Genomic DNA, 22,443 nt, shown 5'->3' with positions numbered 1-22,443 from the left:
GTTCCCGTGATGGGACGGGCGGGCCGGCCCTGTCCCCCAACGGAATGGGGCCGGGCCCTTACTAGGATAGTGACCCATGAGCCGACATGGTGACGCCGACCTGCGCGCCGGCAAGGCCCCCTCTCAACGTCAGCTGCGCGTGGGCGAGGAATTGCGCCACGCCCTGGCCGAAATCCTGCGCCGGGCCGATTTCCGCGACCCCGACCTGCATGACCTCAACGTGACGGTCAGCGAGGTACGCATCAGCCCCGACCTGAAGAACGCCACGGCCTTCGTCATGCCGCTGGGCGGCGGCCATCCGGAGCAGATCAAGGCGCTGAACCGCGTCTCGGCCTATCTGCGCAGCCAGGTGGCCAAGGCCATGCGCCTGCAGCACGTGCCGCGCCTCAGCTTCCAGGTCGACGTGTCCTTCGACTACGCCCAGCGCATCGACCAGCTGCTGCACCGCCCGGACGTGCAGCGCGACCTGGATCATGCGGATGGCGACCACGACGGTGGTGGCGCGGACGCCGAGGATGGCGCCGACGCGGAGCGCCACGATGGCCCGTAAGCGCAAGGGCCGGCCGCTGCACGGCTGGCTGGTGCTGGACAAGCCGCCGGGCATGACCAGCACCCAGGCCATGGCCAAGGTGCGCTGGCTGATGCAGGCGGAAAAGGCGGGCCACGCCGGCACGCTGGACCCCATCGCCACCGGCATCCTGCCCATCGCCTTCGGCGAGGCCACCAAGACCGTGTCCTACGCCATGGACTGCGGCAAGACCTACCGCTTCACGCTGCGCTTCGGTGAGTCCCGCACCACCGACGACCTGGCGGGCGAGGTCACGGCCACCCATGACCACCGTCCCAGCGACGAGGACATCGAGGCGGCGCTGGAGAATTTCCAGGGCGAGATCAGCCAGGTGCCGCCGCAGTTCTCCGCCATCAAGGTGGCGGGCGAGCGGGCCTATGATCTGGCGCGCGAGGGTGAGCGGGTGGATTTGGCGCCGCGCATCGTGCGCGTGGACAGCTTCCTGCTGACTGGCCGCCCGGACGCCGACCACGCCGAGTTCGAGGTGGAATGCGGCAAGGGTACCTATATGCGCTCGCTGGCGCGCGACCTGGCCCTGGCCTTGGGCACGGTGGGCCATGTGTCCGTCCTGCGGCGTTTGCGGGTCGGGCGTTTCACCATGGATCAGGCGATTTCGCTTGACGAATTGGAACGGGTGGCGCAGACACCCACGGTCGAAGGACTTCTGCAACCGATCGAGACCGCGCTGGACGACATCCCGGCGCTGGCCCTGGCGGAAGCGGAAGCGCACCGACTGAGACACGGACAAACGGTGGCGCTGCTGCGCCGTCATGATCTGGAACGGCTTGAGGCCATTCACGATCAGTTGGCGGGCGGGGAGCCCATCGCGCTTGCCATTTCAGGTGGCAAGCCGGTGGCGTTGGTCCATGTCGAGGGGGCGGAGGTCCGTCCGGTGCGCGTTTTGAACCTCTAAGTGATGGAGACGACGATGTCGATCACTGCCGAGCGCAAGCAGGCGCTCATTGCCGAGTACAAGACCGCCGAAGGCGACACCGGTTCGCCCGAGGTGCAGGTCGCGATCCTGACGGAACGCATCACCAACCTGACCGACCACATGAAGTCCCACAACAAGGACTTCCACTCCCGCCGTGGCCTGCTGGTCATGGTCAGCCAGCGCCGCAGCCTGCTGGACTACCTGAAGCGCAAGGACGCCGCCCGCTACACGTCGCTGATTCAGCGCCTGGGCCTGCGTCGCTAAGGGTATGGTCCGGACGGCGCCCCTGGCGCAAGCGACCGCAGTGACCGGTGGTACCGGCCACCCGCCTTCCGGCGGGACCGGCGCCCCGACGCTGCCGTTCCGCGCGCAGAACGCGGTCCGGATGATCCAAAAGCGGATGAGTGCGGTTATTGAGTAGTGCAGATGGCCAGCCGGGGTGGACCCGGCTGGCCATCTGTCATTTAAAGGTTTCTAATGCGGGTGCTGCCGATAGGGCCCCGGCTCGGCCGTCCAATCCGGGACGTGCACCGAGTATCGGATGGAAGGAAGCAAGATATGTTCAAGGTTTTCCGTAAAGAGATGGAATGGGGCGGCCGCAAGCTGGTCCTCGAGACGGGCAAGGTCGCCCGTCAGGCTGATGGCGCTGTCATCGCCACCTACGGCGACACGGTCGTGCTCTGTACCGCCGTCGGCGCCAAGTCCGTGAAGCCGGGCCAGGACTTTTTCCCCCTGACCGTCAACTACCAGGAAAAGGCGTTCGCCGCCGGCAAGATCCCGGGCGGCTTCTTCAAGCGCGAGGGCCGTCCGACCGAGAAGGAGGTGCTGACCTCCCGCCTCATCGACCGCCCCATCCGCCCGCTGTTCGTCGACGGCTTCCGCAACGAGGTGCAGGTCGTCTGCACCGTGCTGAGCCATGACCTGGAAAACGATCCCGACATCGTCGCGATGATCGGCGCCTCCGCCGCGCTGACGCTGTCCGGCCTGCCCTTCCTGGGCCCCATCGGCGGCGCCCGCGTCGGCTACAAGGATGGCGAGTTCATCCTGAACCCGACGCTGGAGCAGGTCGAGACCACCGATCTGGACCTGGTGGTCGCCGGCACCCAGGAAGGCGTGCTGATGGTCGAGTCGGAAGCCAAGGAGCTGTCCGAGGAGATCATGCTGAAGGCCGTCATGTTCGGCCACACCGCCTTCCAGTCGGTGATCAACCTGATCATCGACCTGGCCGAGCAGGCCGCCAAGGATCCCTGGGATCTGCCGGCCCCGGCCTATGACAAGGCCGCCCTGAAGGCCAAGCTGAACGAGCTGGTGGGTGCCGACATCCGCGCCGCCTACACCCTGACCGTGAAGCAGGAACGCTATGAGGCCATCTCCACCGCCAAGAAGAAGGCGGTCGAGGCCCTGACGGCGGACGCGGCCCACACGGCGGAAGCCGTCGGCAGCACCTTCAAGGATCTGGAGGCCGACGTGCTGCGCGGCACGGTCCTGGAGACCGGCAAGCGCATTGACGGCCGCAGCACCGTGGACATCCGCCCCATCGTGGCGGAAGTGGGCGTGCTGCCCCGGGCCCACGGTTCGTCCCTGTTCACCCGCGGCGAGACCCAGGCCCTGGTGGTCGCCACTCTGGGCACCGCCCAGGACGAGCAGATCGTGGACGCGCTGGAAGGCGAATACCGCGAAAACTTCATGCTGCACTACAACTTCCCCCCGTACTCCGTGGGTGAAGCCGGCCGCATGGGCAGCCCGGGCCGTCGCGAGATCGGCCATGGCAAGCTGGCCTGGCGCGCCGTGCACCCGCTGCTGCCGGCGAAGGAAGCCTTCCCCTACACCCTGCGCCTGGTTTCCGAGATCACCGAGTCCAACGGCTCGTCCTCCATGGCCACCGTCTGCGGCACCTCGCTGGCGCTGATGGATGCCGGCGTGCCGCTGCCGCGCCCCGTGGCCGGTATCGCCATGGGTCTGATCAAGGAAGACACCGGCGTCGCCGTGCTGTCCGACATCCTGGGTGACGAGGATCACCTGGGCGACATGGACTTCAAGGTGGCCGGCACCGAGGCGGGCGTGACCGCCCTGCAGATGGACATCAAGATCACCTCGATCACCGAGGACATCATGAAGGTCGCCCTGGCGCAGGCCAAGGACGGCCGTCTGCACATCCTGGGCGAGATGGCCAAGGCCATCGGCGGTGCCCGTGACGCCGTGAACCAGAACGCCCCGCGCATCACCGTGATCAACATCCCGAAGGAGAAGATCCGCGACGTGATCGGCTCCGGCGGCAAGGTGATCCGCGAGATCGTGGAGCAGACCGGCGCCAAGATCGACATCGAGGACGACGGCACCGTGAAGGTGGCGGCCGTGGACAGCAAGGCGTCCGACGCCGCCATCAAGTGGATCAAGGGTATCGTCGCCGAACCCGAGGTGGGTGAGATTTACGTCGGCAAGGTCGTGAAGGTCATGGACTTCGGCGCCTTCGTGAACTTCCTGGGCGCCCGTGACGGCCTGGTCCACATCTCCGAACTGGCGCCGCAGCGCGTGGCCAAGGTGACCGACGTGGTCAACCAGGGCGACGAGGTGAAGGTGAAGGTCCTGGGCTTCGATGATCGCGGCAAGGTGAAGCTGTCGATGAAGGTTGTCGACCAGGCCACTGGCGAAGATCTGAGCAAGAAGGACAAGGCCGAGGAGGCGTAAGCCCCAGGGCCGGACTTTTGCCCCAGCGGCAGGGGCTCCTTGCCGCTGGTAGCCCGCAAGGGCGGGCGCCGGAGTTTCGCGGGCAGCGTCAGCGGACTGCAAAACGAGGAAGGCCAGCGGGCGGATGCCCGCGCCCCGCCGCTTGAGGGGGACCTATAATAAGCCCGAGGCATCCGGCCGCAGCCGATGCCTTTGGTTAAGGATTAAGCCGCCCAGGGTAGCTTGGGCGGCTTTTTCTATGTCCGCCGCGTGCCGACAACGATTCATTTGTGGCGAAGTCTGGGCACTAATTCGGTCTAGGCATGAAATAAGGGCTTAGTATTGATTTCCAGCCGTGCGCTGACGACATGGAAAGTGTGACGATCCTCACAGGTTATGACCGTCTCGAGGGCGTAATGAATCGGTCATCCATCAGTAGTTATCCGCAATAGTAGCGCGATGGACTTGAAGGTGATGACGAAACATCGCCGAAACACGCCCAAGTTTTATTGCTTGCAGCAATGAAATTGTGGCGGATTAGGGACCTTAAAGGAGAGTTACCATGTCGCATTTACGGACTATTGTCTTGGCCGCTTCGGCTCTGGTCGCGGTTGCCGCGACGCCGGCCCTGGCGCAGAGCACGTTCGATGGCGGCTATGTTGGTGCCAACGCCGGCTATGACTGGTTCAACGCCCATCAGCGGGCCACCGTCGGCGGCCAGCAGAGCACGCCCAGCCATGAGACCCAGGGTTTCAACGGCGGCCTCTTCGCCGGCTACGGCCAGACCGTTTATGACAACATCTATGTCGGCGCCGAAGGCGAAGCCAATTTCTACACCGGCGACCGGACCTACGGCGACGCCCTGGGCAGCTACCGCGTGCAGCCCAACTACAGCGCCGGCGTCAGCGCCCGCCTGGGCTACGTGGTCCAGCCCGACCTGCTGCTGTTCGGCCGCGTCGGTTACCAGCACACCTCCATCGACACGACCACCGCCCTGACGGGTGGCGCCTCCCGCCAATACGCCCAGGACTATGACGGTGTGAAGTACGGCGTCGGTGCCGATTACGCCATCGACGAGCACCTGTTCACCCGCATCGAGTACGACTACACCGACTACTCGCACTCCACGCGGGATCTGGCCGGCGGCCAGCTGCGCACGACCCCGGACGAAAGCCAGGTCCGCGTCGGCGTCGGCATCCGCTTCTGATAAAAGCGCGCCTTCTCAAGGAAAAGGCCCGGGCTCACCCCCGGGCCTTTTTCGTTAGGGCGCGCCCCCCGCCCGCTGGAGCGTTCGGGGAGCCGAAGGCGGACTGAAGCGCGAGGATACCCAATCAGCGCGTGGAATACGTCGCCCAGGTGCGCACCGGGCCCGTATCCACATGGGTGTGGCCGCTGCCATCGTAGAAGGCGGCGCCGCCGCGCTGCATGGTCTTGGCGATCTCGGTGATGGCGTCGCCCTTCAGCGCCGGGATGCGGATGTCAGCGGCGCGGCCCTGCATGTGGAAGCTTTCGCGGGCGGCGTTGCGGTTGACCTTGACCAGCGCGGCGTTGGTCTCGGGTGAGCGATAGCCCGACAGGATGTCCACCTGTGTGGTCGGTGGCAGGCTGGATCGCAGGATGACGCCGCTGATGAAGTCCATCAGCGCCGGGTCGATGTCATGGGTCTCGCCGGTATGGCGATCGCGCATGATGTGCGCCACCTCGGCCATGGCGTGGGCGTCGTAGGCGCCGTCATGCCAGTAGATGACGTCCACCTTCTCCTTGCTGGGCGGATGCACCAGCACGACGCGGCGGATGGCGGCGGTATTTGCCGGCGGCAGATCAGCCTCCGCCGGGGGCACGGGGAAGGGCTTGGGCGCGCCGCCGCAGGCCGCGACCACGGCCAGCACCAGGGAAAGGGATGCCGCCCGGGCGAACCGGAAAGGGGGTTTTGTCATGGGGCCAGTCGATATCCGCCGGGTTCGGTCACCAGCAGGACGGCGTTGGCCGGGTCCCGCTCCATCTTCTGCCGCAGGCGGTAGATATGGGTTTCCAGGGTGTGGGTGGTGACGCCTTCGTTATAGTTCCACACCTGCTCCAGCAATTGCTCCCTGCTGATGACCGCGCCCTCGGCGCGGTGCAGATAGGCCAGGATTTGGGCTTCCTTGTCGGTCAGGCGGGTCTCGGCGCCCGTGCCGTCCTCCCGCAAGGTGCGGGCGACCGCGCGGAATTCATAGGGGCCGATGCGCAGGGCCGGGTCGTCGCCCGTGGGCCGGGCATGCTGGCGCAGCTTGGCCAGCAGGGTGCCGATGCGGAAGGGCTTGACCAGCCGGTCGCTGCAGCCCGCCACGTCGGGTTCCCCCTCCGCCGCCATTAGCAGGATGGGGCAGTCCACACCGGCCTGGCGCAAGGCGGCGCAGACGGCGGCCCCGTCCATGTCGGGCAGGCGGCTGGCCAGCAGGATGGCCTCGAACGAAACCGCCTGCGCGGCGGCCAGCGCCGTGGCGCCCTGGGCGGCCTGCCGCACGTCGAATTCCTCCAAGGCTGTCAGCTGCTCGGCCAACAGGTGGCGCAGGGTTTCGTCATCCTCAACCAGCAACAGCTTCTTGGCGCCTGGGGTCGTCATAGGCCTGGACTAGGGAAACGGGGGATGGAGGCGGACAGTCGTGTCGTCTTCTTACCATGGGTGCGGATCGTTCGCACGGGGGTCCATGGACGCATGCCCCCATGGGCTGGGCTTCCCTCTATCGCCTGGCCAGGATGTCGGCGTGGCCCACGATCAGCTCCACCCGCATGACGGCGGCGCGGCGGCGCTCGCGCCAGGCGCCGATGCGGTCGGCCATGGCGGGGTCGCGCGCCTCCGCCTGGGCGGCCAATATGTCCACCAGGTCCAGGTGCGCCTGCCGGGCGCGCAGGCCGGACAGCCGCCAGTCCGACCGGGCGCCGTCCAGGCGATAGCCCGCGGCCTCCAGCCTTTCCACCAGAACGGCGGATGCCTGGTCGCCCAGCGGCGGGCCGAAGCCGTAGTCGCGCTGGGCTGCGGCCGTCGCCAGTTCCACCACCATCCCATCGTCCGGATCCTCCGGCCGCCAGAGCAGCCGGCCATCCTGCACCCCGGTGGCCAGTACGGGCGGCAGGCCGCTGGCCGTCAGTTCGACAACGAAATGGTCCAGCCATTCCGCCGACACGCGATCGAAGAAGGCATTGCCGGTAACGCCGTCATGGCGCTGGATGCCCAGGTCGTGCAGGTCGGACGACATGTCACGCTGGATCAGGGTCAGGCGGCTGCGCATGTCGTCGCCGAACAGAATCAACTCGCCCACCGCGCCCGGTGTCGCGGCTTCCGGCGGATTGCGCGCCATGCCCCAGCCCAATTCATGCGCCCAGCGCTGCATGCGCTCCGCCACGCCGCCCAGGACCGTGGCGTCGGTGTCCATCAGGGTCCAGTCCTGGATCATGCGCCCCAGGCGGGGCAGCAGGTGGCGGACGTTGGCGCCCAGGCCGGCGCCCAGATCCAGGACATGGGGGCGCGACGGCACCATGCGGGCGAATTCCCACGCCAGCTCGATGGCCCGCGCCTTGTCGTCCAGCGGCTCGCGCAGGGCCTGCCAGTCACCGTCGATGATCTGCGGCTGGATCATGCGTCGCCTCCGCGACCACCGCCGGGGGGCGGGCCGGAAGAGGGGGCTGAGGCCGGGGTGAAGGCACGGAACATCCCGTTCGGGTCCTGACGTGACGGGGCCGGCGCGATGGCCGGAAACAAACGGAAACGGGGTGGGAAACACCGTTGCATCAGCGGGTTACCGTGGTGTCCGCCACACCGCCGGCCAACCGCCCGATGGTCGGATGCGCCGCTTACTCTGGTGTTTCCCGCCGGGAAAAGCCATGGCGCGATCGGTCATATCGGCTGGCCGCCCGGCGCGGGGCTGGTGGGGCGATCGACGCCGGCGCGGGATTTATTCCCACACGGCGGCCCACCGGCGGGCTGGGGACCCATGCAACGCTAGCGCTTCGCCCGCGCGCCGGGGACCGATACCGTATGATTTGGGCGGAAGTGGTTGTGCCGGGCGGGCCAAATGACCATCTGCTGCCCATACGCCGGTGCCCGTTTTTTGCGCCGTCCCTCAGCTCTGTCTCGTAGTTAAGTCCCAAGGCCCCGTGCCGCTCTCCCGTGTCGCCTGGATATACCCGCATGTCGCTCGCCGCCGAACCCATCTCGCCCCTGCTGCGGACCGCCAGCCGCTCCGTCCAGCGCGTGGTGTCCGAGCTGCGCCGCGGCGATCTGGTGATGCTGCAGGGCGGTGACGGCCGTGCCCTGCTGGTGCGCGCGGCGGAGATGGCGGACGCCCCGGCCCTGGCCCTAGTGCGGCAGGCGGCGGCCCAAGGCGGCGGGGGCGAGCCCGCCCTGGTGGTGACCGACAAGCGCGCCATCGCCGCCGGCCTGCTGACCCAGGCGGTGGAGCCGGCGCAGGCCGACCCCATGGGGGCCGGCACCGTGGTCATCGCCCCGGCCCCAGGCCCGTCGAATAAAGGCACGTCGGGTCAAGGCCTGACGCCCGACCTAGTGCGCCTGCTGGCCGACCCCACCCGGCCAGGTCACGCCACCCTGGACATCACGCCCATCGTCCGCCCCTTCCCCTCGGCCGAGGGCGAGGCCCTGCTGCTGGTCAAGCTGGCGCGCCTACTACCGGCCGTCGTGGTGGCCGAGGTGCCGGCCGCCCGCGCTGCCGAGGTGGCGGCGCGCAACGACCTGCTGACGGTGCGCGGTGCCGACGTCCAGGCCTACCAGGCCGCCGGCGAGTCCACCCTGCGCCAGGTGGTGGAAGCCTCGGTCCCCCTGCTGGATGCGGAGGATACGCGCCTGATCGCCTTCCGCGCGCCGGACGGCGGGGTGGAGCATCTGGCCATCCTGATCGGCAACCCCGATCCGGCGCAGCCGGTGCTGGCCCGCCTGCATTCCGAATGCTTCACCGGCGACCTGCTGGGCTCCTTGCGTTGCGACTGCGGCGCCCAGCTGCGCGGCGCCATTCGCGAGATCGCGGCCCAGGGCAGCGGCGTGGTGCTGTACCTGGCGCAGGAGGGCCGCAACATCGGCCTGATGAACAAGCTGCGCGCCTACCGCCTGCAGGACGCCGGCGTCGACACGGTGGACGCCAACCTGATGGTGGGCTTCGAAGCGGACGAGCGCACCTACCTGCCGGCGGCCACCATGCTGAAGGCCCTGGGCTTCCATGCCGTGCGGCTGATGACCAACAACCCGGACAAGCTGTCCCAGCTGGCCCGCTGGGGCGTGCAGGTGGTGGATCGCGTTCCCCACATCTTCCCCGCCAATGGCCACAACATCGCCTACCTGCGCACCAAGGCGGAAAAGGCCGGCCACCTGCTGTGACGGCCCGGGGCTATGACGGGCAAGGGCCCGGCAAGTCCGGCTGACCCCGCTCGGTTGAATCTGCCGATGGGCGGTTTCGCAGGGCCGGCATCGTGATCTAACGATCTGAAAAGATTGAATATTTAGACTGGCATATTGCTTGCTTTGGGTTGTGGGTGCAGGAGAAAGCCCCATGACCCCCAGCGTCCAGTCTGCCCTGTCGCCGTCCTACCCCGATCCCGCGCTGGCGGGCGGCAACGCCACGGCCGCGACCGCCGGCCAGGCGGGGATGACGGGTGACTTCCAGGACCAGCTGGGCCAGCAGGTGGCGCAGGACGCGACGCAACAGGCCGGCGCGTTGCCCGGCCAGGTGGGTTCCGCCCCGGTGGGTACCGCGGCCGCGGTCCAGGCCCAGGCCGCCGCCCACAAGGACAACCACATGTCCTTCTGGGACGTGGTCGACATCATCAATCCCCTGCAGCACATCCCCGTCATCAGCACGATCTATCGGGAGATCACGGGCGACACCATCAAGGCCCCCGCCAAGATTCTGGGCGGCCTGCTCTATGGCGGCCCCATCGGCATGGCGCTGGCCACCGGCGACGCCATCATCGAGGAGGAAACGGGCGAGGACGTGGGCGGCCACGTCATGGACGCCCTGGGCCTGGGGCACCACAAGACCGGCACAGTCACGCTGGACCCCGACGAGGACCAGGGCGGCGGCAAAGGGCGCCAGGGCGGCCACGGTGATGGCCAGGAGCAGCCGGACCACGCCCCCGACCAAGCCCCAACCGCTGGCCGTGCGCCCGTGGCCAAGGTCGAGTCCCTGGTGCTGGCGCCCCAGACGGCAGGTGCGGCCCCGGCCGTGGCGCAGGCGGCGCCGGTTCCGGGCCAGATGGTACGCACCAGTTCGGTTCCCGCCGGTGCCGTGCCCGGCCTGGCCACGCCGGCCACCACGGTGCGGTCCCAGGGCCAGGCCTTCCCCAACCTGGCGGCCGTACCCGCCATGGCCGTGAACGCTCCCGCCATGGCTTCCCCGGGGGCCGTGCCCGGCGCCAACCCGTCCCAGGCCCTGGCGCAGCAGGCCAGCCAGATCACCAACGCTACCCAGGCGATGGCCCAGGCCGCGAACGCCGCCGCCAACATCGGTGTGAGCACCCAGTCCATGCCCATGGCCGCCGGTCCGCAGCTGATGCCGGCCCAGGCCGCCGCCATGGCCCGGCCAGCCAGCAACGAGGCGGGCACCCACCTGGGGCAGAAGCAGGCGCACGGCCTGACCCTGGCCAACTACCGCGCCATGGCGGGCGCCGGCGCGGGCGCCCCCACCGGCCGCACCTTGGTCGCCCCCAGCTACGTCCAGAACATCAAATCCGCCACCGCCGGCCCCACCGTGCTGCAGACGGGGGCGGTGCAGGCCAATGCCGCGCAATCCCAGGCGGTACAGTCGCAGGCCGCCCTGGCCGCCGCCTCCCACCCCGCCATGATCCAGGTGATGGATGGCGGCACGGCCGCCACCGCGCAGCCGCAGCGCACCCCGGTTCCCCAGGCCATCCAGGCCTACACCAACGCCATGGGCCAGGACACGGCCACCCTGCTGGCCCAGGCCACGGCCGCCTCGGCCAGCATCAACGGCAGCCAGGCGCCCACCGGTGCCCAGCCCGCGATTCCGCAGCAGCCGGGCGGCGTCCTGTCCGCCAGCGCTATGCCGCCGGCCGGGGCGACCGACAGCCAGGCCGCATCCCAGGGTGGCGCCGCCCAAACGGGTGCCGCCGTCATCAGCAACGCCACTGGTGGTCCGCCCCCGCTGCCCAAGCAGTTCATCGCCGACATCATGATGGCCAACCTGGCCAAGTATCAGGCGATGAAGGACGCCCAGGGCGCCGCGCACTGACGTCGCCCCGCATTGACGCGGCCCAATTGATTGGGGGCCCGTTAAGGTATAGAGGGGGGAATGGACATCCATTTGATCCCTGATCCCGCGTTTCCTGGCCCCGCGTTTTCCAGTTCCGCCACCCCCGGTTCCGGCGCCGGCTACCGTTTGCGCTGGCGGGACCGTCGGGGCCAGGCGCATGAAGCCGCCTGCGTCATCGGCCGGGGTGGCATCATCCAGGACAAGCGGGAAGGGGACGGGGGCACGCCCGTGGGTTGCTTCCCGCTGCGTCGCGTTCTGTATCGCCCGGACCGCGTCTCCGCACCCGTGACGGCGCTGCCGGTGGTGGCGCTCACGCCGGACGGGGGCTGGTGCGACGATCCCACCCATCCCGACTACAACCGCCCGGTGACGCTGCCGTTTCCCGCCGGCCATGAGGTGATGTGGCGGGACGACCACGTCTACGACATCGTCGTGGTGCTGGGGCACAACGACGCCCCTCCCGTGCCCGGCCTGGGTAGCGCCATCTTCATGCACCTGACGCGGCCCGACCGCGCCGCCACGGCCGGCTGCACCGCCCTGGACTTGGACGATCTGCGTCGGTTGCTGTCCCACTGCCAGCCGGGGGACCGGCTGTGTGTTCCTGATCAAGGACCGATACCATGAGCGACATCCTGCCTTTGGGCCCCTTGCCCCGCCTGATCGGCCACCGGGGCGCCGCCCGCCATGCGCCGGAGAACACCCTGTCCGGCATCCACATGGCGGCGGCGCAGGGCGCCAGGTGGGTGGAGGTGGACGTCAAGCTGACGGCCGACCTGGTGCCGGTGCTGATGCACGACGACACGTTGGACCGCACCACCGACGGCACGGGCCCGGCCAAGGACCTGACGCTGGACGCCCTGCGCCAGCTCGATGCCGGGTCCTGGTTCTCGCCCGCCTTCCGGGGTGAGAAGGTGCCGACCTTGGTGGAGGTCATCCAGCTGGTGCTGGCCCTGAACCTGGGGCTGAACCTGGAGATCAAGCCCTGCCCGGGGCGGGAGGAGGAAACGGCCGGCGTCGCGCTGACCCTGGCCTATTCCCTGTGGCCGGACGACCGGCCGCCGCCCTTGGTCTCCTCCTTCGCCGACGCGTCCCTGGACATGGCGCGCCAGGTGGTGCCGCGCTGGCCCCTGGGCTACCTCATCGACCGGCGGCCGGCCAACTGGCGCCAGCGGGTGGAGCAGTTGAACGTCAGCACCATCAACGTCAACGCCCGCAGGGAGGACGCGGCCAGCATTCGGGAGTATAAGTCCACCGGGCGGCCCGTGCTGGCCTACACGGTCAACACGGTGCCCATGGCGCGGGAGGTGTTGGGCTGGGGCGTTTCATCGGTATTCACCGACACGCCCAGCGGGCTCATGGAAATCGCGGGCTGAAAAGGCGGGCTGGGTGGGCAAAAACATCAGGCGCAGTCCCCGTCAAGCGGACGAGGGGCCTTTCGCCCGCCCCGGTTTTCCTATATCCAGCCTGCGATATGTTAGCGGCCGCCCGCCGCCACCCTATATGTATTGGGGACCCGAACCATTCCGGTACCCCTCGCATGGGGCACGGGTTGGCGCGAGGTCCGGTTTTCAGGAGACGTGAGTTGAAGGCGCTGCGGCCATTGGTGATGTCCGGTAAGGAAGTGCTGCCCGTCGTCGAGGGTGGCAAAGGCATCTCCGTTTCCAACGGCGAAAGCTCCGGCGCGTGGGCGTCGGCCGGCGGCGTTGGCACCTTCTCCGGCGTCAACGCCGACGCTTACGACGACAACGGCCAGCTGATCCCCCAGGTCTATCATGGCAAGACCCGCCGTGAGCGGCATGAGGAACTGATCAAGCATTCCATCCGCGGCGGCATCTACCAGGCCCGCGTGGCGCACGAGACGGCGGGCGGCGAGGGCCGCATCCACATGAACGTGCTGTGGGAAATGGCGGCGGCCGAGCAGATCCTGCACGGCGTGCTGGAAGGGGCGCAGGGCCTGATCCATGGTATCACCTGCGGCGCCGGCATGCCTTACCGCGTGGCCGAAATCGCCGTGAAGCACGGCGTGTACTACTACCCCATCGTCTCGTCCGCCCGTGCCTTCCGCGCCCTGTGGCTGCGCGCCTACAACAAGTTCCGGGATTTCCTGGGCGGCGTCGTCTATGAGGATCCGTGGCTGGCCGGCGGCCACAACGGCCTGTCCAACAGCGAGGACCCGCTGAAGCCGGAGGATCCCTATCCGCGCGTGAAGGCCCTGCGCGAGATGATGAACAGCTTTGGCCTGAACGAGACGCCCATCATCATGGCGGGTGGCGTGTGGTGGCTGTCGGAATGGGACCACTGGCTGGACAATCCGGAGATCGGGCCCGTCGGCTTCCAGTTCGGCACCCGTCCGCTGCTGACCAAGGAAAGCCCCATTTCCGACGCGTGGAAGCAGCGGCTGTTGACCCTGAAGAAGGGTGACGTCTACCTGAACCACTTCTCCCCCACCGGCTTCTATTCCTCCGCCGTCAGCAACCCCTTCCTGGAAGAGCTGAAGGGCCGGGCCGAGCGGCAGGTGGCCTATTCGGTGGAGCCGGTCGGCGACCTGACCGCCGAGTTCATGGTGGGCCCGCGCGGCCGCCCGGTGTATCTCACCGAACATGATCGCGAGCGGGCGCAGGGCTGGGTGGCCGGCGGCAACAGCGTGGCCCTGAGGACCCCGGACACCACCCTTATCTTCGTCGATCCCGCCCAGGCGGAGGTCATCCGCCAGGACCAGATCGACTGCATGGGCTGCCTGTCGGCCTGCAATTTCTCCAACTGGGCGCAGAACGAGGAAGGGACCACGGGCCGCAAGGCGGATCCGCGTTCCTTCTGCATCCAGAAGACCCTGCAGAACATCAGCCATTCCGAGGATGTGGAGCACCAGCTCATGTTCGCCGGCCACAACGCCTACCGCTTCGCCAGCGACCCCTGGTACCAGAACGGCTTCGTGCCGACGGTGAAGCAGTTGGTGGAGCGGATCGCGACGGGGTACTGAGTGCGGATCGCGGTCGGGGGACATGACGCGGGATCATCGCAAGGGAAGGGGGCCGGTTTCGGCCCTCTTTTCGTTTGGTCGGCTGAATGATGGCCGCCACCAACCTTTTCCCCAGGCGCAGTCCAGGCCAGCGCCTTTAAATCTGGATTCATTCCAAATTTCATGGCTGAATAGCGGAAATCCTTGAGGATCGGGTCTTTTCCGGTCCCCCGTTCTTGCCCATATGCAGATCATGACCGACCTCACCCCCGCCCCCCTCACCGCTGAAGACTTCGGCAGCGAAGCGATGGCCATCCAGGCGACGGATCGCCTGGCGCGCGCGGGCCTGCGCCCGACCCGCCAGCGGGTGGCCCTGGCCAAGCTGCTGTTCGACGGTCATGACCGCCACGTGACGGCGGAACAGCTGCATGGCGAGGCGTCGACCGCCGACATGCGGGTGTCCCTGGCCACCGTCTACAACACCCTGCACCAGTTCACCGAAGCGGGCCTGCTGCGCGAGGTGGTGGTGGAGGCCGGGCGGTCCTACTTCGACACCAACGTGTCGGACCATCACCACTTCTTCTTCGAGGGCAACGGCCACCTGATCGACATCCCGGGCGACGCCCTGGCCGTCAGCGGCCTGCCCGACGCGCCCGCCGGCACACGTGTCGCCCGCGTGGACGTCATCATCCGCCTCAGCGACGGGAACTGAACGGCGGGCGGCATCCTCCCCCATCCTTCAAACGGTTCCCCTTCCGGGCGAGCCGATAGTTTGGAATTTCTCTAGACGAATTGCCCCGCCGGCCTGGGCGTGGCATGATCATCGCCCGCATGAAAGGCCACCGCAGATGGCCGCTGAAGGTTTGCGTGAACCCTGTCGTGGAGGACTGTTGCCATGTCGCTCAAGGGTACCAAGACCGAAAGCAACCTGAAGGAAGCGTTCTCGGGCGAAAGCCAGGCCAATCGCCGTTATCTCTATTTCGCGCAAAAGGCCGACATCGAAGGCTACAACGATGTCGCGGCCGTGTTCCGCTCCACCGCTGAAGGCGAAACCGGCCATGCCCATGGCCATCTGGAATTCCTGGAAGAGGTCGGCGACCCGGCGACGGGTGAGCCCATCGGCTCCACCGACCTGAACCTGAAGGCCGCCATCGCGGGTGAGACACACGAATACACCGACATGTATCCCGGTATGGCCCGCACCGCCCGCGATGAAGGTTTTGATGAGATCGCCGACTGGTTCGAGACGCTGGCCAAGGCGGAGAAAAGCCACGCCGGCCGCTTCCAGAAGGCGCTGGACCAGCTGAACAGCTGACCACGGCCCCCGGTAAAGCCTGATCTTCCCCAGCCCTATCCCGACGCCGTTTCTTGGATGCAGGCCGGCGTCGGCGGAGGTGCGCCCATGCGCGAAGGCAGCCTGGAGGCCCCCGTCCGCCACCCGGTGGATTGGCAGAACCCGGAATTTTATGACGAGGCGCTGCTGGATGCGGAGATGCGGCGCGTCTTCGACGTCTGCCACGGCTGCCGCCGCTGCTTCAACCTGTGTGATAGCTTCCCCCGCCTGTTCGACCTAGTGGACCATTCCCCGTCGGAAGAACTGGATACGGTGGAAAGCAAGGACTTCGCCAGGGTCGTGGACGCCTGCACGCTGTGCGACATGTGTTTCCTGACCAAATGCCCCTATGTGCCGCCGCACCCCTTCAACCTGGATTTCCCCCATCTGATGCTGCGCTATCGCGCGGTGCAGGCGCGCAAACACGGCGTGCCCTTCGCGGTGGACCAGATGACCCGCACCGACCGCAACGGCCGTGTCGCGGGCAAGGTGGCGTCCCTGGTGAATTGGGCCACCTCCACCGGCAACCGGTTGACGCGCCGCGTGATGGAAAAGGTGGCGGACATCGACGCCGCGGCCAGCCTGCCCAAGTTCCAGGGCCGCAGCCTCGTCGCGCGCGCGGCCGACGACCCGCCGGCGGTCAATCCGGTGGGGCCCGCCGCGGGGCGCAAGGCGGTGTTCTACGCCACCTGCTTAGTCAACTTCAGCAACCCCGGCATCGGCCAGGCGGCGCAGTCCATCCTGGCGCACAACGGGGTGGCGACGGATGTGGCCTATCCCGCCTGCTGCGGCATGCCCCAGCTGGAACAGGGGCGTATCGAACAGGTGGTGGAAAACGCCGGCCTGGTCGCCCGTCACCTGGGCCGCTGGATCGACCAGGGCTATGACGTCATCGCCCTGGTGCCGTCCTGCGCCCTGATGCTGAAATTCGAATGGCTGCATCTGGTGCCGGCGAACCATCCCGATCGCGCGGCGGTGGAGCGGTTGTCCAAGGCCACCTTCGACATCGCGGAATACATCGTCGACATCGCCCAGAAGGAAGGGCTGGCCCCCGGCCTGCGCCCGCTGGAGGGCGGTGTGACCCTGCACATCGCCTGCCACGCCCGGGCGCAGAACATGGGGCAGAAGGCGGCGGAGATGCTGCGCCTGATCCCCAAGGACGCCGAGGGCGGGCGGATGGGCCCGGCCGAGCTTAAGGTGGTGGAACGCTGCTCCGGCCATGGCGGCAGCTGGGGCGTCATGAAAGGCAATTTCGAGACGGCGCTGAAGGTGGGCAAGCCGGTGGCCAGCCAGGCCGTCAAGAACGCCAAGCACTACCTGGCATCCGAATGCCCGCTGGCGGGCGAACACATTCGCCAGGGGGTGGAGCGGCTGGATCCGGCGTGGGCGGCATCCCTGGAGCAGTTGCACCCCGTCGAAATCTTCGCCCGGGCCTATGGGCTGTGAGGCCTTTGGGGCATAGTCCGGGCGCGTTCAGGAGACCCCATCATGACCCAGGCCCCCTCTCTCGTTTCCAGCCGGCGGCACGCCATCGGCCGGGACGACATCATGCCCATGGACGAATACGGCCGGATCCGGGCGGAGCGCCGCCGCGCCCTGGTGGCGGTGAAGCGTAACCGTCGCCTGGCGGTCGGGCCCTATGCCACCTTCCATTTCGAAAGCTATGAGACCATGTGGTCCCAGGTGCATGAGATGCTGTTCATCGAGCGCGGTGGCGAGGCCCAGATCGAGGATGAGCTGCGCGCCTACAACCCGCTGATCCCCAAGGGGCGGGAACTGGTGGCCACCATCATGTTCGAGATCGACGACCCGCTGCGGCGCAAGGCCCTGCTGGGGCGGCTGGGCGGGGTGGAGAACACCCTGTGGCTGGAGTTCGCCGGCGAAAAGGTGCGCGGCCTGCCCGAGGCCGACCTGGACCGCACCTCCGCCGCCGGCAAGGCCTCCAGCGTGCAGTTCGTCCACTTCCCCTTCACCGACGCCCAGGTGGCCCTGTTCCGCCAGCCGAACGCGCGGGTGGTGGTGGGCATCGACCACGACCAATATCCGCACATGACGGTGATGCCGGAGGCTGTGCGCGCCGCTTTGGCCGGGGATTTCGATTGAGACAAACAAAAGGCCGGCTCCGTCACGGGGCCGGCCTTCGTCCTGATGGGAGGGTGCGTCGCCTACCTCACGGTTTCCAGCGGCCTCGCCGGCGCTTTCGCGCCCACATGCGGGTAGGGGCTTTCGGTGTCGAACATGTCGATGCTGTCAGGATCGTAGGGGAACCAGTTGGTGGGCTTGTCGTCCGACCCCGGCGTGCCCGGCGGCACGGGCGCCAGGCTGTGACCGGAGGGTTTGCCCGGGCCACTCTTCGCCACCACCTGATGCAAGCCGTAGATGGCGGCCAGGCCCAGGGTCGGCCCCAGGATCATCAGGCTGGCGCCCCAGGCCAGGATGGCGATGTCCATCTTCAGGCCCAGACCGGGCAGCAAGAGCTGGGCGGCGGCGTACACGGCCAGTTCGGACATGCCGAAAACCAGGCCAAGGCCGATCGCGTTGAAAGCAGGCACATCCTGAAGGATCTGAGCGTCCTTTTTCATAGCAGCCTCCCTATTTATTACAGGAATGATGCGCTCACTTTTTCGATTCCGCCACTACCCATTTGGACGTCTCAAAAAACCGTCCCAGTCTTTCGCAATTGCGAAATAAACCTGGTTCAAACCGGCACCTCTTTCCTTAACGCCCAGATCCCGTGTTAAGGTCCCGCGATTTCGCGGTTTTGGGTCGTACGGCTTTCAAGGATAGGCGGGCATGAATCAGGCGGGCGGTTTGCGGGTTTTGCTGGTGGGAGGGACGGGCCTGGTGGGTGCCCATGCCCTGACCATGCTGCTGGAATCGCCCAAGGTGGCCCAGGTGGTCAGCCTGGTGCGCACGCCCACCGGCCTGCGGCATGCCAAGCTGCGCGAGCTGGTGGTGGACTTCGCCACCCTGACCGACCTGCCGCCCGACGTGCAGGTGGACGCCCTGCTGTGCGCCCTGGGCACCACCCGCAAGGATGCCGGCAGCGACGCCGCCTTTCAGGATGTGGACCTGAAGTATGTGGTGACGGTGGCCAAGGCGGCGCGGCGCGCCGGCGCCACCTTTTTCGGCGGCGTCTCCTCCGTCGATGCCGACTCGACCTCCCATCGCCTGTATCTGAAGACCAAGGGCATGATGGAGGATTACGTGGCCACCCTGGGCTTCACCTCCCGCCATTTCCTGCGCCCCTCGCTGCTGCTGGGCAAGCGCAGGCAGGACCGGCCGCTGGAGCGGTTCTTCCAGCTGCTGGCGCCCGTGGTCGGCCCCTTCCTCAGCGGACGCCTGGAAAAGTACCGCCCCATCCCAGCCAAGGTGGTGGCCGCGGCCCTGGTGACCACCGCCAGCCAGCCGGCCATCGGCGGCGTGCGCACCCATGAATACAGCGCCATCCGCTCGCTGGCGGGGATGTGACTTACACGGTCAAATCCGCCGCGCTCAGCCAGTGGATGCGGCCGAAGCCCGCCACCAGGTGGGCCTGGGCGATCTCCATCCGCCAGAAGCGGAAATCGGGGAAGTCGGCATAGAGCGCGGCCCCGGGATGGCGGTCCAGGTAGACCGCGCGCGCGGCCTCCGCCGCCTCCCCGGCCAGGGCTTCCGCCCGCCCCATGACGGACAGGCGCGGCCCGGTCAGCGGGTTTTCCCGGCCGGCGGTGTCCTCGAACAGCAGGGCGGCGCGGCCGTCCTGGCGCAGGTTGCGGGTGTGCAGCGCCAGTTCCGACAGCAACAGCAGGGGCCGGCCGCCGCCATCCAGCGCCACCAGCACCAGGGACGGGTACGGCCAGCCGGCCATGGCCGTTGCGTCATCGGCCGAGCCCGCGACCAGGGTGGTCAGCGTGGCCTGGGGTCGGCTCGCCAACAGGTCCAGGGCGGTTTGCCGCGCCTCGGCCGGGGCGCTGGCGGCTGCCGGTTGCGGGGGTATGTCGGGAGGCATTGTCACCGGCGTCACTCCACCCATTTCTTTGGAACCGCCCCGCCCCTTGCGGACTATTCCTCTAGTGGCAGGGGCGGCTGCATACTTCGCCGTAATCATGCCATAGTGCCAGGCAATCTGGTGAACTGGGGCTGTCCCCCGACTTTGGTCGGACGGACGGCCGGGGCAAAGTGGGAAGAGGGGAAAACTCCGTGGTTCAGACCATCGCGCTGGTTGACGATGACCGCAACATCCTGACCTCCGTCTCCATCGCGTTGGAGGCCGAGGGGTATGAGGTGCGCACCTACACCGACGGGGATGAGGCCCACCGCGCGCTCAGCTCCCGCCCCGTGGATCTGGCCGTGCTGGACATCAAGATGCCACGCATGGACGGCATGGAGCTGCTGCAGCGCATCCGCCAGAACTCGGCCATGCCCGTCATCTTCCTCACCTCCAAGGATGATGAGATCGATGAGTTGCAGGGCCTGCGCATGGGCGCGGACGACTACATCAAGAAGCCCTTTTCCCAACGCCTGTTGATCGAACGCATCAAGGCCCTGCTGCGGCGCGAGGTGCTGAACGCCGGCGGCGGCAAGGGAACGGTCGAACCGGGCTCCGTCATGGTGCGGGGTGAGCTGGTGCTGGACAACGCTCGCCATTCCTGCACCTGGAAAGGGCAGGAGATCGACCTGACGGTGACGGAATTCCTGCTGGTGAAGGCGCTGGCCCAGCGTCCGGGCCATGTGAAAAGCCGCGACCAGCTGATGGACGCCGCCTACGGCGAGCACATCTATGTCGACGACCGCACCATCGACAGCCATGTGAAACGGCTGCGCAAGAAGTTCAAGGTGGCCGACGCGGACTTCGCCCAGATCGAAACCCTGTACGGCGTGGGCTATAAATACCGCGACGCCTGAGGCAATGTAGATGCTCAAGGATATGCTGGGACGACGTGCGGCCCCCGCCGGGGGGACCGCGGTGGCGCAGGAGATGGCGGCCGCGCCCCTGCGGCGCGGCGCCCAGGCGGAGGCGGACGGTGACGCCAAGCCGGTGGTGCGCGCCCGCCGGCGCCGGTCCTATGGCGTCATTTCCCCCCTGACGCGCCACATCCTGACCGTCAACCTGCTGGCGCTGGCCTTGCTGCTGTCAGGCCTGCTGTACCTGGAGCGCTATCAGGACTGGCTGGTGCAACGCCAGCTGGACATCCTGACGACCGAGGCGCGCATCTTCTCCGGCGCCCTGGGCGAAGGCGCCATGGAGCCCAGCAGCGATGAGTTCAACGAGCCTGCGGGCACGATCTCCTGGACGCTGGCGGCCCAGATGGTGCGCCGCCTGGGCGACACCACCGACACCCGCTTCCGCCTGTACGATCCCAAGGGCAAGCTGCAGGCCGACAGCCGGGTGCTGAGCCTGGCCAAGGGCACCCGCGTGCAGATCGAGGAACTGCCGCCCCTGCCGGACGGCAATCAGCTGACCCAGCTGGGCATAGACCTCTACAACGCCATCGTGCGGGCCCTGCCCACCCGTGACCATTTGCCGGTCTACGCGGAGAACCGGGCGGCCGACGGCAGCCATTTCCCCGACGTGCAGAAGGCCCTGAACGGTGAGGCGGCCACCCACGTCTGGCGCGTGGCCGGCGATGCCGGCAAGCAGGACATGGTGCTGACCGTGGCCGTGCCCATCCAGCGCTACAAGCAGGTGCTGGGCGCCGTCCTGATCAGCCGCAGCGGGTCCGAGATCGATACCGAGGTGCGCGAATTCCGCGTGAACATCCTGAAGGTGTTCGGCGGCGTCATCGTGCTGACGGTCCTGATGTCCATTTATCTCGCCAGCACCATCGTGCGTCCCATCCGCCGGCTGGCGGCGGCGGCCGACGACGTGCGCTACGGCCATGGCCGCCAGGCGGTGCTGCCCGACTTCTCCGGCCGGCATGACGAGATCGGCGACCTGTCGCAATCGCTGCGGGCCATGACATCGGCCCTGTGGGACCGCATGGACGCCATCGAGCGCTTCGCCGCCGACGTGGCGCATGAGATCAAGAACCCCCTGACCTCCATGCGCAGTGCCGTGGAGACGGTGCAGCTGGTGAAGGATGAGACGCGGCTGCGCAAGCTGCTGGGTATCATCGCCGACGACGTGGGCCGCCTGGACCGCCTGATCAGCGACATCTCCAACGCCAGCCGCCTGGATGCGGAGCTGAGCCGCGCGGAGGCCAACTCCGTCGACCTGCGCCGCATGCTGACCATGTTCAAGGATATCCACGAGAACACGCTGGGCGCCGCGCCGGACGAGGAGGGGGAGGGTGGACCGCCGCCGGTGACGGTGGACGTGGAGCTGCCGCCGGCCAGCCGCAACCTGGTGGTCCCGGGTATCGAGGGTCGCCTGACCCAGGTGTTCCAGAACCTGATCTCCAACGCCCTATCCTTCTCCCCGCCCGGGGGCAAGGTGGTGCTGGCGGCCAAGGTGGTGGGCGACAGGGTGGAGATCACCTGCACCGACGACGGGCCCGGCATCCCGGCCGGCAAGACCGAGGCCATCTTCGACCGCTTCTATACCGAGCGGCCGGCGGGCGAAAAGTTCGGCACCCATTCGGGCCTGGGCCTCTCGATCTCCAAGCAGATCGTCGAGGCCCACAACGGCCGCATCTTCGCCACCAACCGCACGGACGCGACCGGCAAGGTGCTGGGCGCGGTGTTCACGGTGCAGCTGCCGCGGGGCTGAAATCTCTCGTACGCGCAATTAAGTTGCTGGAT

General features: G+C 67.7%; 22 protein-coding genes. 17 read left to right on the top strand and 5 right to left on the bottom strand.

The features are described 5' to 3' along the window. Positions 1-76: 76 nt before the first annotated feature. The 5 genes from rbfA (at position 77) to FBZ88_RS24050 (ending at position 5,376) form a co-directional block, all read left to right on the top strand. A complete protein-coding gene (rbfA, locus tag FBZ88_RS24070) occupies positions 77-550 on the top strand; it encodes a 30S ribosome-binding factor RbfA (RefSeq protein ID WP_145619615.1) in 474 nt (157 codons plus the stop codon). After that, positions 540-1,481, top strand: a complete 942-nt coding sequence (gene truB, locus FBZ88_RS24065) for a tRNA pseudouridine(55) synthase TruB (protein WP_145619614.1) — start codon at positions 540-542, stop codon at positions 1,479-1,481. The genes rbfA and truB overlap by 11 nt, the downstream gene beginning before the upstream one ends. 15 nt (positions 1,482-1,496) lie before the next feature. Further along, positions 1,497-1,766 (top strand): 30S ribosomal protein S15, encoded by a 270-nt coding sequence (gene rpsO, locus FBZ88_RS24060; protein ID WP_145610851.1) that lies wholly within the window; start codon positions 1,497-1,499, stop codon positions 1,764-1,766. 294 nt (positions 1,767-2,060) lie between these two features. Then, on the top strand, positions 2,061-4,190 hold the full coding sequence (gene pnp, locus FBZ88_RS24055) for a polyribonucleotide nucleotidyltransferase (protein ID WP_145619613.1): 2,130 nt from the start codon (positions 2,061-2,063) through the stop codon (positions 4,188-4,190). 565 nt (positions 4,191-4,755) lie between these two features. Next, positions 4,756-5,376 (top strand): outer membrane protein, encoded by a 621-nt coding sequence (locus FBZ88_RS24050; RefSeq protein ID WP_186464583.1) that lies wholly within the window; start codon positions 4,756-4,758, stop codon positions 5,374-5,376. 124 nt (positions 5,377-5,500) lie between these two features. Here FBZ88_RS24050 and FBZ88_RS24045 read toward each other — a convergent pair whose 3' ends face one another. The 3 genes from FBZ88_RS24045 to FBZ88_RS24035 form a co-directional block, all read right to left on the bottom strand. After that, positions 5,501-6,106: a YcbK family protein gene (locus tag FBZ88_RS24045; protein ID WP_145619611.1), complete on the bottom strand. Its 606-nt coding sequence runs from the start codon at positions 6,104-6,106 to the stop codon at positions 5,501-5,503. After that, positions 6,103-6,774 (bottom strand): response regulator transcription factor, encoded by a 672-nt coding sequence (locus FBZ88_RS24040; RefSeq protein ID WP_145619610.1) that lies wholly within the window; start codon positions 6,772-6,774, stop codon positions 6,103-6,105. Before FBZ88_RS24040 ends, FBZ88_RS24045 begins: the two co-directional genes overlap by 4 nt. Positions 6,775-6,892: 118 nt before the next feature. After that, the gene (locus tag FBZ88_RS24035; RefSeq protein WP_145619609.1) at positions 6,893-7,789 is read right to left on the bottom strand and encodes a hypothetical protein; all 897 of its coding nucleotides are present in this window, start codon (positions 7,787-7,789) and stop codon (positions 6,893-6,895) included. A gap of 551 nt (positions 7,790-8,340) precedes the next feature. Between FBZ88_RS24035 and ribA the strand changes: the two genes are divergently transcribed. From ribA to FBZ88_RS23990, 9 genes are all read left to right on the top strand, one after another. Next, positions 8,341-9,537 carry a GTP cyclohydrolase II gene (gene ribA / locus FBZ88_RS24030; protein WP_145619608.1) on the top strand — a complete coding sequence of 399 codons (1,197 nt, stop codon included), beginning with the start codon at positions 8,341-8,343 and terminating at the stop codon, positions 9,535-9,537. 172 nt (positions 9,538-9,709) lie between these two features. Further along, positions 9,710-11,407 (top strand): hypothetical protein, encoded by a 1,698-nt coding sequence (locus tag FBZ88_RS24025; RefSeq protein WP_145619607.1) that lies wholly within the window; start codon positions 9,710-9,712, stop codon positions 11,405-11,407. 60 nt (positions 11,408-11,467) lie between these two features. Further along, a complete protein-coding gene (locus FBZ88_RS24020) occupies positions 11,468-12,052 on the top strand; it encodes a L,D-transpeptidase family protein (RefSeq protein WP_145619606.1) in 585 nt (194 codons plus the stop codon). Then, on the top strand, positions 12,049-12,801 hold the full coding sequence (locus FBZ88_RS24015) for a glycerophosphoryl diester phosphodiesterase (protein ID WP_186464582.1): 753 nt from the start codon (positions 12,049-12,051) through the stop codon (positions 12,799-12,801). Before FBZ88_RS24020 ends, FBZ88_RS24015 begins: the two co-directional genes overlap by 4 nt. A 233-nt stretch (positions 12,802-13,034) precedes the next feature. Beyond that, the gene (locus FBZ88_RS24010; RefSeq protein WP_088872661.1) at positions 13,035-14,408 is read left to right on the top strand and encodes an NAD(P)H-dependent flavin oxidoreductase; all 1,374 of its coding nucleotides are present in this window, start codon (positions 13,035-13,037) and stop codon (positions 14,406-14,408) included. A 286-nt stretch (positions 14,409-14,694) separates the two neighbouring features. Beyond that, positions 14,695-15,099, top strand: a complete 405-nt coding sequence (gene irrA, locus FBZ88_RS24005; RefSeq protein WP_145611130.1) for an iron response transcriptional regulator IrrA — start codon at positions 14,695-14,697, stop codon at positions 15,097-15,099. Between the two features lie 183 nt (positions 15,100-15,282). After that, positions 15,283-15,702, top strand: a complete 420-nt coding sequence (locus FBZ88_RS24000; RefSeq protein WP_040842562.1) for a rubrerythrin family protein — start codon at positions 15,283-15,285, stop codon at positions 15,700-15,702. Positions 15,703-15,789: 87 nt separating this feature from the next. Further along, entirely contained in the window at positions 15,790-17,166 is a 1,377-nt protein-coding gene (locus FBZ88_RS23995; protein WP_145619605.1) for a (Fe-S)-binding protein, read from the top strand. Positions 17,167-17,208: 42 nt separating this feature from the next. Further along, positions 17,209-17,823, top strand: a complete 615-nt coding sequence (locus tag FBZ88_RS23990) for a DUF3501 family protein (RefSeq protein ID WP_145619604.1) — start codon at positions 17,209-17,211, stop codon at positions 17,821-17,823. A 62-nt stretch (positions 17,824-17,885) separates the two neighbouring features. Here the strand turns inward: FBZ88_RS23990 and FBZ88_RS23985 are convergent, their stop codons facing one another. Continuing rightward, positions 17,886-18,302 carry a hypothetical protein gene (locus FBZ88_RS23985; protein ID WP_145619603.1) on the bottom strand — a complete coding sequence of 139 codons (417 nt, stop codon included), beginning with the start codon at positions 18,300-18,302 and terminating at the stop codon, positions 17,886-17,888. A gap of 211 nt (positions 18,303-18,513) precedes the next feature. Between FBZ88_RS23985 and FBZ88_RS23980 the strand changes: the two genes are divergently transcribed. Further along, a complete protein-coding gene (locus FBZ88_RS23980) occupies positions 18,514-19,191 on the top strand; it encodes an NAD(P)H-binding protein (protein ID WP_145619602.1) in 678 nt (225 codons plus the stop codon). A 1-nt stretch (position 19,192) separates the two neighbouring features. On the opposite strand, the gene FBZ88_RS23975 is transcribed toward FBZ88_RS23980, so the two are convergent. Further along, positions 19,193-19,711, bottom strand: a complete 519-nt coding sequence (locus FBZ88_RS23975) for a pyridoxamine 5'-phosphate oxidase family protein (protein ID WP_145619645.1) — start codon at positions 19,709-19,711, stop codon at positions 19,193-19,195. A 191-nt stretch (positions 19,712-19,902) separates the two neighbouring features. Here FBZ88_RS23975 and FBZ88_RS23970 point away from each other — a divergent pair, with 191 nt between their 5' ends. Further along, positions 19,903-20,607, top strand: coding sequence for a response regulator transcription factor (locus FBZ88_RS23970; protein WP_044561898.1), 705 nt, complete (start codon positions 19,903-19,905; stop codon positions 20,605-20,607). 10 nt (positions 20,608-20,617) lie between these two features. After that, positions 20,618-22,411, top strand: coding sequence for a stimulus-sensing domain-containing protein (locus FBZ88_RS23965; protein ID WP_246138830.1), 1,794 nt, complete (start codon positions 20,618-20,620; stop codon positions 22,409-22,411). Positions 22,412-22,443 lie beyond the last annotated feature (32 nt).

The organism is Nitrospirillum bahiense, from assembly GCF_007828025.1.
Taxonomy (GTDB): Bacteria; Pseudomonadota; Alphaproteobacteria; order Azospirillales; family Azospirillaceae; genus Nitrospirillum; species Nitrospirillum amazonense.
Note: the sequence above shows the minus strand (reverse complement) of the source record. Positions and strands in the feature narration are given on the sequence as shown.